Consider the following 11,176-nt stretch of genomic DNA (forward strand, 5'->3'; position numbering starts at 1 on the left):
GGATCTGCGGCGGCCCGTTGGTCGCCGCGGCTTGACGCTCCGGCGCCTGGATCGCAGGCGGCGCCTGATCACAGCCGCCGCCCGCTCGATCCGCGCCGGGACAACGGCGGAATGGCCTCATACAGCGGTGTCCTTACCCACCGCGCTCCGGTTTCCCGAAACTCACTGCGGGTGGCGAAACGATACAGGTAGCTGTTGACCCGCACCCAACGCGGCGGTTCGCCGTCGAACGGGTCATGGCGCAGAAGCCGCAGCGTCTGCCGATCAGCCTCGAGGAGCTTCCCGAGGAAGGCATAAAACCACTGCACGTGGACGGTGCGCAGCGGAAGGAACCACATCAGCCAGTCCAGCCGCAGGTGGTAGGGCGCCCACTGCCGCGGCAGGCGGCGCAGGTCTCCGGGCTTGCCCTTGAATCCGTACTCGCGCCAGTCAGCCGCCGCGTCCGGTTCCGCGTCCAGGGTGCCTTCCACCACGATCTCTACGCGCTGCGTGGTCACGGTGCCGAACGCGCCGTAGGTGTTGACCAGCTGCCAGCGGTTGAAGCTGGCATTCATCAGCTGTCCCTTGGAGATGAGGTTGCGCAGCGGCCAATAGCTCAGCACCACCAGCAGGAGCGACGCGGCGAGGATGATTGCAAGCCAGTACGGCGGATTCCCGCGGGTGCCCGCCCCGGAATCCCAGTCCGGGGGCAGGACCGGAAACACGGCAAGGACAACGGGGTCGCTGACAGCGGCGAATGCCAGCACGATGGCGATCCAGTTCAGCCACGCAAAGTTGCCGCTCGCCACCAGCCACAGCTGCGTGAAGATCACCATGCCCGCGGCCATGCTGGCCAGGGGCTGCGGGAAAAAGAGGAAGAACGGCACAATCAGTTGGGCGAAGTGGTTCCCCAGCACCTCCAGCCGGTGGAAGGGATTGGGCAGCAGGTGCGCCTGCCGGCTCAAGGGACCGGGCATCGGCTGCGTCTCGTGGTGGTAGTACAGTGCTGTCAGGTCACGCCACTCCGGGCCGCCGCGGATCTTGATCATCCCTGCACCAAACTCCAGCCGGAACACCAGCCAGGCCGCCAGGAGCAGAATGGTGCGGGGCGGTTCAGTCTGCTCTGAGCCGAGGAACGCGACCGTGAAGCCGGCTTCCAGGATCAGCATTTCCCAGCCGAAGCCGTAAAACGTCTGGCCAACGTTCACGATCGACATGTACAGCAGCCACAGGGCCAGGAACGCGATCAGCGGCACCCATGGTGGCCCGAGCTGGGGGAGGCCGGCCACCAGCAGCGCCGAAATGGCCAGGCCTGCTGCGCAGACCCAACGCAGCAGCTTGTCCGAGTAACGCCACCTGAAGAGGGTGGGCCGCCGCCGGGCGCTGTAGCTCTCCAGATAACGGGGAGCGGGAAGCAGCCCGCGTTCACCCAGGAGTGCCGGGAACTGGTTCAGGGAGGACAGGAACGCCACAAAGTACAGCGTTGCCACACCACGCTGGAGCACTTGCCGCGCGAATTCGTAGTCCGGAGCATCGAACCAGGAAACCCAGTCCACGCAGTCAACGTTACGCCTGGCCGTTCCCGGCTCCCAGCTCGGCACCATGCCCGCCGTGCGGGATACTTAAGCCATGCAGCCTCGCAGAATCGTCCTCCTCGGATCCACCGGCTCCATCGGCACCCAGGCGATCGACGTCGTCGACGGCGCCCCGCACCTTTTTGAGGTAGTGGCGCTCAGTGCCGGCGGCGGGAACCTTGAGCTCCTCGCCCGCCAGGCGGTTCACACCGGCGCTGCCGCCGTCGGCATCGCCTCCGGTGATCACCGGCAACTGCAGGACTTGATCGCCGAGGCTGCCCGTCTTGCCGGCCGGCAGGACTACCGCCCCGAGATCATCGCCGGCCCGGACGCCTCGGCACGCATCGCAGCCATGGAGTCCGACGTGGTGCTCAACGGCATTACCGGCTCCATCGGGCTCGCACCCACCCTCGCCGCGCTGAAGTCAGGCGCCACGCTGGCGCTGGCCAACAAGGAATCGCTGATCGTAGGCGGGGCGTTGGTCAAGGCTGCGGCCCGCGAGGGCCAGATCGTACCGGTGGACTCCGAGCATTCGGCCATTGCCCAGTGCCTGCGCGCCGGAACAGCCGCCGAAGTGGAGAAACTCATTCTGACCGCATCCGGCGGCCCGTTCCGCGGCCGGACCCTGGACCAGCTCCACGATGTTTCCCCGCAGGAAGCCCTGGCGCACCCCACGTGGGATATGGGCCTGATGGTCACCACCAACTCGGCCACCTTGGTCAACAAGGGCCTTGAACTTATTGAGGCCCATCTGCTGTTCGACGTACCGCTGGACCGGATCGAGGTTGTGGTCCACCCGCAGTCCGTGGTTCATTCCATGGTCCAGTTCGTTGACGGGTCCGTCATAGCCCAGGCGTCCCCGCCGGACATGCGCCTGCCCATCGCCCTGGGCATGGGCTGGCCGGACAGGGTGCCCAAAGCGGCCACTCCCTGTGACTGGACCAAGGCCACCAGCTGGACTTTCGAGCCGCTGGACACTGCAGCGTTCCCGGCCGTGGACCTGGCCAAGGACGCCGCAAGGCTGGGGAGCACCTATCCGGCCGTCTTTAATGCGGCAAATGAGGAAGCCGTCATGGCTTTCCACGCCGGCCGCATCCGCTTCACCGAAATCGTGGACACCATCGACGCTGTCCTCAGTGAACACCCAGGATCCTCGGAGCTGACCCTTGAGTCAGTGCTGGATGCTGAAGACTGGGCACGAACACGCGCCCACGAACGTTTGGCAGTAAGCAGTCTCTAGGAAGCAGCAGATCCACGCATGAGTCCCATCCTCCTTTTTATCCTCGGCGTCGTCTTTGTGGCGATCGGCATTGCCGTGTCCATTGCATTGCACGAGGTGGGGCATCTGGTGCCCGCCAAGCTGTTCAAAGTACGCGTCAGCAAGTACATGATCGGCTTCGGCCCCACCCTGTGGTCCAAGCGGAAAGGCGAGACAGAATACGGCGTGAAGGCCTTCCCGCTGGGAGGCTACGTGTCCATGATCGGCATGTACCCGCCCAACAAGGCCGACGGCACGGTACGGCCCTCCAGCACCGGCATGTTCCAGACCCTGGCCACCGAAGCCCGCTCCATGGCCCATGAGGAAGTGGGCCCGGACGACGGGAACCGCGTGTTCTACAAGTTGCCGGTGTGGAAGAAAGTCGTGGTGATGCTGGGCGGTCCGGCCATGAACCTGCTGATCGGCGTGGTGCTGACCGCCGTGCTGCTGATGGGGTTCGGTGTGGCCACGGCCACCACCACCATTTCCGATGTGTCCAAATGCCAGGTTACTGTTGGCCAGACGGTGGATCCCGATTCCCCCGGCTGCCAGCCGACCCCCGCTGCGGCCGCCGGGCTCCTGCCGAATGATGTGGTCACCTCCTTTGACGGCAAAGCAGTCTCCGGCTGGGAACAGCTGACTGAATGGATTCGTGCCTCCGCGGGCAGGGAAGTCGCGATCACTGTGGAGCGCGACGGCGGACCGGTCACCACCACGGTGACGCCGGTACTGTCCGCCCGCCCCGTAGTGGGCGTCGATGGGCGCCAGGCCAAGGACGACGCCGGCAACCTGCTGTACCAGGACGTGGGCTTCCTCGGTATTGGCGCGCAGACAGAACTGGTGTCCCAGCCGGCGTCGACCGTCCTGCCCATGGCGGGGGAGAACATCAGGCAGGTGGCCGGAGTTGTCTTCAATCTGCCCGCGAGAGTGGTGGGCGTGGCCAAGGCGGCCTTTAGCGAGGAAGAGCGCGATCCGAACGGCCCCATCAGCGTGGTGGGCGTCGGACGCGTGGCCGGCGAAGTCGCTGCCATGGAAAAGGTCCCGCTCCAGTCCAGGCTGGGTGCGCTGGTGGGGCTGCTTGCCGGACTCAATTTTGCGCTCGCGGTCTTCAACCTGATCCCGCTGCTTCCGCTGGACGGCGGGCATGTGGCCGGGGCGCTGTACGAGGGGGTTCGGCGCCGGGTGGCCAAGCTGTTCGGCAAGCCGGACCCGGGAGCTTTCGATATCGCCAAATTGCTTCCTGTGACCTATGTGGTGGCCGCCCTGCTGATGGGGATGAGCGCCCTGCTGATCTACGCCGACATCGTTAAGCCGGTGAACCTCTTCGGCTGAGCTGTCTCCCGCTGCCTGATGCTTTCGTGCAGAACGGCGAACAAAAACGAACCCGCAGAACACCCGCCGCTGGATCCGGGCAGGACTGTGGGCGCTGGCGGTCGCCTGGCTGGTCTCGGACCCGTCCATCTTGGAGCCGCAGCCGGACCAGACCAAGGACCCGGCGCCTGGGCCCGTTTTGTCAGCTCTGACTCCACCATGTCAGCCATCTGTTGGGCAGCACCGGAGGCACCATCCTGGCCTTCTTCGGTGTCCTCGCCCGGGGGTGCTGCCTGGCCGGCGGCAGGGACGTGATGCAGCTGGAGTTTCCGGGGGGTCCATGACCGGGGGCGTTCCTGCTGTGCCTGCTGCTCGCCTTCGCAGGCAACGTCCTCCTGGGGATTGCAGTGTGGCGTTCCCACCTGCCGCGGTGGTCAGGGGCGCTCTGGGCGGCCGGCGCGGTGCTGTTCTATCTCCTGGGCGTGGTCTTGGGGCAGGCCACAACGGGAAGCAGCCTGCCGACCCAGACCGCCGGCGCCCTGCTGATGGGAGGTTCCGCGGTATGGATCGCCTGGAAGGTGAGCTGGCAGGTTAGGGTAGCGCCGAACCCGGGCGCGGGAGAACCGGTTGATTTCGTCTTCTCAGCCTATTTTGACTGATATTCGAAAATCAGCTAATTACGATTGATTATCCACGGTCACCTGCGTACGGTTAAGGCATGTACGTCATGACCATTGACCAACGCGGCAGTACCACCGATGTGGACCGGGTTCCGGAGCTGATCTCCGGGTTGGGCGGCCTCACTTCGGCCCCGTTCGAGCGTTCCGTAGGCGATGAACTCCAAGGCGTCGTGGAAAATGCCGCAGACGTGGTGGACATCGCACTCCATGCTCTCCGGGACGGCCACTGGTATGTCGGGATCGGGATCGGCGAGGTGCAGGTGGCTCCCGGCGGAAGCCCGAGGGAGGGCACCGGCAGTGGCTTTGTGGCAGCACGCAAGGCGGTGGAACTGGCCAAGGGCGCCGCGGCCCAGGTTCCTTTGTCAGTGGTGTCCGGCAGTATGGGACGTGGCCGGGACATACCTCCCGATGCCAAGGAAGGGGCCATGAGCAGTGCAAATGCCCAAGCGGTGCTCCGCCTGATGGGACGCGTGGTGCAGCAGCGCACCCCGGCGCAGTGGCGTGTAGTGGACCGGCTGCGGGCCCTCCAGGGCGGCGACGGACGTTACGGCGGAGGAACTCACGGTAGCCAGAAGAACGTGGCCCAGGAGTTGGGGATAACCGAACAATCGGTGAGTCGTGCGGTGCTCCGGTCCGGCTGGCCGGAAGAATTGGCTGCCAGACCTGCGGCTGCCATGCTCCTGGAGTTCACCCACGCCCAGATCCTTCCCTCCGAAATCCTGGTGCCTTCCCGGGCCCAGCCGCCTCGGCCTGTTCCGGTGCGGGAGACTCCAACCAAAGGACACCTGTGAACGCACTCTGGATCGCAGTGGCCCTGCTGGTGGCCGGACTTGCAGGCTGGCCTGTGACGTCGCTGGTGTTCCGGCTGGCCAGGAACATCGATGACAAAGCCGATGCGGCCGGGAAGCCAAGCCGCGCTGCCGATGATCCGTCCGGTCAGGACCCGTCCGCGGATGTCACCGTGGATACGCTGCCAGCCATACCTCCGTTGCCGGCCCGACCACCGCTGCCGCCAGCACCGCCGGCCGGCGCGGATGATCACGCACGCGGGCAATTCGTTGACGGCGAGCTGACAGCGGGGGGCGGCCAACCGTCGTCGGATGTCACTCATCTGGTGCCCGGAGGGCCGGCACCCCAGATTTCGCCACCCGGAGTCCCGGGGTATGCCGTTCCCGGCCAGCGGATACTGCGCGGCGGGGCGATCATCGGAGTCCTCGAACGCCTGGGCGTTGGCGTGGCCATCCTGACGGGACAGCCGGTGGCCATTGCCTACATTGTGGCCGTCAAGGGCCTGGGCAGGTTTGCCGAGCTGAAGGAGACACCGGTGGCGGCAGAACGGTTCATCATTGGAACGCTCACATCGATGCTGTGGGCTGCAGGCACGGCAGCGATCGTCAAAGTGGTCTTCCTGCAGTAGATGGCCCCGTCAGCCGTTTGCCGGCACTTACTGTCGGAATTCCGGACACCATCGAACCGGTGTGCAAGGTGAGCTTGAGGTGCCAGTCCGGATCGGCGCAGGGCCGCCCCGGGGGATAGGGTGTCCTTATGACTGTTTTTGCCGTTGAGTATGTGTACGCCGCCGATTCCTCCGCCGCCCGTGATGACAGCCGACCCGCGCACCGCAGCTGGCTGGTGGGCCTGGCGGAAGAGGGCCAGCTGCTGACCAGCGGACCATACGGTGACGGGGCAGGCGCCCTGCTGATCTTCAAGGTTCAGGACGAAACCCAGCTGAATGACCTGCTCAAGCAGGACCCCTTCGCCATTGCCGGGACCATCGCCGGTATCCGAACCACCGAATGGACTCCAGTGATCGGCCTCCTGGCCCCGCACACGTCCTGATTTAACGGACCTCTTTCCCTTCCGAAACACCTACCCAAGGAGTCCATGTGACCTCGGTCAGCCTGGGAATGCCGTCAGCACCACCGCCAGTACTTGCCCCACGCCGCAAGACGCGCCAGATCAAGGTGGGCTCGGTGGGAGTCGGCTCGGACTCGCCCATCAGTGTGCAGTCTATGACCACCACCCCCACCACGGACATCAACGCCACGCTGCAGCAGATTGCGGAACTGACCGCGTCCGGCTGCGACATTGTGCGCGTCGCCTGCCCGTCCGCCGATGATGCGGAGGCTTTGCCCATCATCGCGCGCAAGTCCCAGATTCCGGTGATCGCGGACATCCACTTCCAGCCGAAGTATGTCTTTGCCGCGATTGAAGCCGGCTGCGCGGCAGTGCGCGTGAACCCGGGCAATATCCGCAAGTTCGACGACCAGGTCAAAGAAATCGCCCGCGCCGCCAAGGACCACGGCACGTCCATCCGCATCGGCGTGAACGCCGGTTCCCTGGAACCTGGCATCCTCAAAAAATACGGCAAGGCCACCCCTGAGGCGCTCGTTGAGTCGGCAGTCTGGGAAGCGTCGCTGTTCGAGGAGCACGGTTTCCACGATTTCAAGATCTCCGTCAAGCACAATGACCCCGTGATCATGGTGGCTGCCTACGAGATGCTGGCCGAAAAAGGCGACTGGCCCCTGCACCTGGGGGTCACTGAAGCCGGGCCGGCCTTCCAGGGAACCATCAAATCAGCTACCGCCTTCGGTGCGCTGCTGTCGAAGGGAATCGGCGACACCATCCGGGTTTCCCTCTCCGCGCCGCCGGTGGACGAAATCAAGGTGGGCAACCAGATCCTGCAGTCCCTGAACCTGCGCCCGCGCAAGCTGGAAATCGTCTCCTGCCCGTCCTGCGGCCGCGCCCAGGTGGACGTCTACACTCTCGCCGAGCAGGTCACCGCCGGCCTGGAAGGCATGGAGATCCCGCTGCGCGTCGCCGTGATGGGTTGCGTGGTGAACGGACCCGGGGAAGCCCGTGAAGCCGACCTCGGCGTGGCCTCCGGCAACGGCAAGGGCCAGATCTTTGTGAAGGGCGAAGTCATCAAGACTGTGCCTGAGAGCCAGATTGTTGAGACACTGATCGAAGAGGCCATGCGCATTGCTGAGGAGATGGGGGAGGCCGATCGCGAAGATGCTGTCAAAGGTAGCCCCGTGGTTAGCGTCTCATAAACAGGGCGCCGCGCCGGAGGGGGTCACTGTCCGTGCGCTTTCCGGCGCTGACACCCCTGCCCTCCGGCGCCTCGCACTGCAGGACCCGGTAGCCAATGTCTTTATCCTCGCCCATCTCAGGGCGGTGGGGTCGGCAGCGGCCACCACCGGCGGCGCCGGAGTATTGGGCGTGTTCGACGACGGGACTCTGCTGGGTGCGTGCTGGGCGGGAGCCAACCTGGTCCCGGTCCAGCTGGACCCCGGATTTGCCGGGCTGGTGGCAGAAGCGGCCAGCGCGTCCGGCCGCCGATTTGCCTCGGCCTTCGGTCCGGCAGATTCGGTACTGGCACTCCATGCGGAGCTGGCCGAGCGCGGTCACGCTGCCCACGAGGTGCGGGACGAGCAGCCGCTGATGACTCTCTGCGGGCCACCGTCGGTGGAGCCGAACGCGGATCTGGCGTTGGGCCGGCTGGCCGATTTTGACCGCATCCTGCCTGCCTGTGCAGCCATGTTCGAAGAGGAGGTGGGCTACTCACCGTTCCTCGGTGGCAAAGAGTTCTACAGCCGCCGCGTGGAGGGCCTGATCCGGCAAGGCCATTCGCTGGCACACGTCAATGAGTCCGGTGACGTGGTGTTTAAGGCCGAGCTCGGAGCCGTTACCGCCGAAGTCACGCAGATCCAGGGCGTCTGGATGAACCCCGGCTACCGCGGGCAGGGGCTGAGCGCAGGTTACATGGCAGCAGTGGTGGAAAAGGCCCGTGCCTTTGCTCCGGTGACCAGCCTCTACGTCAACGGCTTTAACCTCCGCGCGCGGTCCACCTACGAGCGGGTGGGCTTCCGCCAGGTGGGCACGTTCGCCACAGTCCTGTTCTAGCTTCCGGGGCCCGGCGCTATCCGATTGGCCCTGGCAGTTCACCCCGTCAGGCCTGCTCTGTCAGCTCGCCTGTCAGGTAGTGCTGGACGTTCGGGGCCACGAGCCGGACAACGTCGTCGGGGGATGCGGACGCGAGTGGTTCGAGCCGCATGACATACCGGACCAGCATGACACCCACCATCTGGGTAGCCACGAGGTTGCCGCGCATGGCTACCTCCCCGGGCGGCCCTGGTACTCCTGCCATGACCCGGCTGAGGATGGCGCGCTGCACCAGTTCCCTTAGCAGCATGGTTTTGGCCTTCGAACCAATGGTTCCGCGCAGGAACGCCACCAGGCTGTGCTGCGCCGGGCTCTCCCACAGCCGAAGCACCGCCCGGACAATCGCCTCAGCCCGCTGTTCCGGAGGATGGCCGTTAACGCCCGCCAGGACCTCGTCCGGGTCGGCCGGCAGTGCCACGCTCAGCGCAAACAGCTCGTCCTTGCCCCTGAAGAAATGATGGACCATGGCGGGATCAACCCCGGCATCCCGAGCGATCTGGCGGAGGCTGGTCCCTTCAAACCCGTGCTCAGCGAAAAGCCGCTGAGCTGTGTCCAGAATCTGTGCCCGCGACTCCGTTGCCCCGCCGCGCCGGCCCCGTCTGCCGGGGCCAGTTGCGCTGCCTGGATCGGCAGGTCCGTTGCCCCGCCGCGCCGGTGCGCTCCCACTCGCGGGCTGCCCGTTCACAAGCGCGGGCTGCCCGCCGACCTGTTCTGGCCGGCCGCTCCCAAGCGCAGGCTGCCCGCCGACCTGTTCTGGCCGGCCGTTCACGCGCTCCGCCGCCGAAGCGTCAATGACGCGAGCACCAGGACCAGCAGGACTATCGCCGCGATGATTCCCGCGTCCATCCACAGCTGTTCAGTGGGCTCCGTGTTAGTAGCGATCTCCTGCAGCGCATCCACCGAGAACGTCAACGGCAGGACATTCGAGATTGCCTCCAGGACCTCATTCATCCTCTCGCGGGCCACAAAGAGGCCACACAGCAGAATCTGGGGCACCACTACCACCGGCATGAACTGCACGGCCTGGAATTCGGTCCTCGCGAACGCCGAACAGAGCAGGCCCAGGGCCACGCCCAAAACCGCGTTGATAACGGCAATCATCACCACCAATCCCGGGCTGCCTTGGATGTCCAGGCCGAAAACCCAATACGCAACCGCCGTGGCCACCAGCGACTGCAGGGCCGCCATGATGGAGAACGCCAGCCCGTAGCCGAACAGCAGGTCCGCCTTGTGGATGGGGGTGGTCAACAGCCGCTCCAGGGTGCCGGAGGTACGTTCGCGCAGCATCGTGATTGAGGTGACCAGGAACATCACCACAAACGGGAAGATCGCCAGCATCATCAGGCCCACACGATCGAACGTCCTGGGAACTCCGGGCGGCAGCGTCTCATTCTCGTAGAGGAAGTACACCGCTGTCAGCAGCAGGGCAGGAACCACCAGGATCAGCGCGATGCTTCGGCGGTCGTGCCGGAGCTGGTCCAGGACCCGACGGTTGGTGGCCAGCATCATCATCAGGTTCATGATCGCACGATCCGTTCAGTGGAGGTGCCAGGCTGTTCGGTGGCGGCGCGCGGCTGTTCTGGTGAACCACTCGGTCTTCCGGGGGCACCGGTTGGCCCTTCTCGTGAACCGGCATGCCTTCCAGGAGGGCCCGCCGGCGCTTCACCAGCATCCTGGATCATGTGCAGGAAGGCCTCTTCCAGATCGGCGCTGCGCCCGCGCACGCTCAATTCGGCCGGCGTCAGCTGCGCCAGGAGCTTCCCCTCCCGCAGTAGTAGGAGCGAATGGCAGTGGCTTGCTTCCTCCATCACATGACTGGAGACCAGCAGGGTTGTCCCGGACTCGGCCATGGACCTGAACCGGTCCCACAAATCGGCGCGGAGGACCGGATCAAGGCCCACTGTTGGCTCATCGAGCACCAGCAGGCTTGGCTGGGCCACCAGGGCGCAGGCCAGCGATACCCGGCTGAGCTGTCCGCCGGAGAGGTCTGCGGTCTTCTGCCGGGCCTGCGGTTCAAGCCCGACGGCGGCGATTGCCTCCGCTGCCTGGGCGCGGCCTTTGCGGTGCATGGCCCCGAAGTAGCGGACGTTGGCTTCCACGGTCAGGTCGGGGTACACGCTGGGGGACTGCGTTACATAACCCACCCGGTGCCGCAGGTCAGGATGCCCGGCGGGAAGCCCCAGAACCTGGACGGACCCTGAAGTGAGCGCCTGGACGCCCATGATGGCCCGCATGAGGGTGGTCTTGCCGCTGCCGGACGGGCCCAGCAGTCCGGTGATCCGGGCCGCCGGGATGCCAAAGTCCAGGCCGAGCAGGACGGGAAGCTTTCCTCGCGTGACGCGGAGGGACTTGGCGGCCACTGCCTGGACTGGTTCCAGGCCCGGCGCTGTTGCTGCAACGTGGGACATTAATGCCTCCGAATGCCGGTA

General features: G+C 65.5%; 12 protein-coding genes. 8 read left to right on the forward strand and 4 right to left on the reverse strand.

Annotated features, from left to right (window positions below; genetic code table 11):
• Window positions 1–68 precede the first annotated feature (68 nt).
• On the reverse strand, window positions 69–1,535 hold the full coding sequence (locus ABIB27_RS15220; protein ID WP_354254201.1) for a lipase maturation factor family protein: 1,467 nt from the start codon (window positions 1,533–1,535) through the stop codon (window positions 69–71).
• 73 nt (window positions 1,536–1,608) lie between these two features.
• On the opposite strand from ABIB27_RS15220, the gene dxr reads away from it, so the two are divergent.
• From dxr to ABIB27_RS15260, 8 genes are all read left to right on the forward strand, one after another.
• Window positions 1,609–2,793 (forward strand): 1-deoxy-D-xylulose-5-phosphate reductoisomerase, encoded by a 1,185-nt coding sequence (gene dxr / locus ABIB27_RS15225; protein WP_354254203.1) that lies wholly within the window; start codon window positions 1,609–1,611, stop codon window positions 2,791–2,793.
• A gap of 18 nt (window positions 2,794–2,811) precedes the next feature.
• Window positions 2,812–4,143, forward strand: coding sequence for a M50 family metallopeptidase (locus ABIB27_RS15230; protein WP_354254205.1), 1,332 nt, complete (start codon window positions 2,812–2,814; stop codon window positions 4,141–4,143).
• A 386-nt stretch (window positions 4,144–4,529) separates the two neighbouring features.
• A complete protein-coding gene (locus tag ABIB27_RS15235; RefSeq protein ID WP_354254207.1) occupies window positions 4,530–4,781 on the forward strand; it encodes a hypothetical protein in 252 nt (83 codons plus the stop codon).
• 59 nt (window positions 4,782–4,840) lie between these two features.
• Complete coding sequence (locus ABIB27_RS15240; protein WP_354254209.1) at window positions 4,841–5,593, forward strand: MarR family transcriptional regulator; 753 nt, start codon at window positions 4,841–4,843, stop codon at window positions 5,591–5,593.
• Entirely contained in the window at window positions 5,590–6,219 is a 630-nt protein-coding gene (locus ABIB27_RS15245) for a hypothetical protein (protein ID WP_354254211.1), read from the forward strand. Before ABIB27_RS15240 ends, ABIB27_RS15245 begins: the two co-directional genes overlap by 4 nt.
• Before the next feature lie 128 nt (window positions 6,220–6,347).
• Window positions 6,348–6,641 (forward strand): YciI family protein, encoded by a 294-nt coding sequence (locus tag ABIB27_RS15250; RefSeq protein ID WP_354215321.1) that lies wholly within the window; start codon window positions 6,348–6,350, stop codon window positions 6,639–6,641.
• A gap of 47 nt (window positions 6,642–6,688) precedes the next feature.
• Window positions 6,689–7,855: a flavodoxin-dependent (E)-4-hydroxy-3-methylbut-2-enyl-diphosphate synthase gene (ispG, locus tag ABIB27_RS15255; protein WP_354215322.1), complete on the forward strand. Its 1,167-nt coding sequence runs from the start codon at window positions 6,689–6,691 to the stop codon at window positions 7,853–7,855.
• Complete coding sequence (locus ABIB27_RS15260) at window positions 7,818–8,708, forward strand: GNAT family N-acetyltransferase (protein WP_354215323.1); 891 nt, start codon at window positions 7,818–7,820, stop codon at window positions 8,706–8,708. Before ispG ends, ABIB27_RS15260 begins: the two co-directional genes overlap by 38 nt.
• 46 nt (window positions 8,709–8,754) lie before the next feature.
• Here ABIB27_RS15260 and ABIB27_RS15265 read toward each other — a convergent pair whose 3' ends face one another.
• Genes ABIB27_RS15265 through ABIB27_RS15275 form a run of 3 tightly spaced genes read right to left on the reverse strand, consistent with a single transcriptional unit; the run spans window position 8,755 to window position 11,155 of the window.
• Complete coding sequence (locus tag ABIB27_RS15265; RefSeq protein WP_354215324.1) at window positions 8,755–9,597, reverse strand: TetR/AcrR family transcriptional regulator; 843 nt, start codon at window positions 9,595–9,597, stop codon at window positions 8,755–8,757.
• Window positions 9,513–10,256 carry an ABC transporter permease gene (locus tag ABIB27_RS15270; RefSeq protein WP_354215366.1) on the reverse strand — a complete coding sequence of 248 codons (744 nt, stop codon included), beginning with the start codon at window positions 10,254–10,256 and terminating at the stop codon, window positions 9,513–9,515. Before ABIB27_RS15270 ends, ABIB27_RS15265 begins: the two co-directional genes overlap by 85 nt.
• A gap of 8 nt (window positions 10,257–10,264) precedes the next feature.
• Window positions 10,265–11,155: an ABC transporter ATP-binding protein gene (locus ABIB27_RS15275; protein WP_354215325.1), complete on the reverse strand. Its 891-nt coding sequence runs from the start codon at window positions 11,153–11,155 to the stop codon at window positions 10,265–10,267.
• Between the last annotated feature and the right edge of the window lie 21 nt (window positions 11,156–11,176).

The organism is Arthrobacter sp. UYEF21 (genome assembly GCF_040546085.1).
GTDB lineage: Bacteria > Actinomycetota > Actinomycetes > Actinomycetales > Micrococcaceae > Arthrobacter.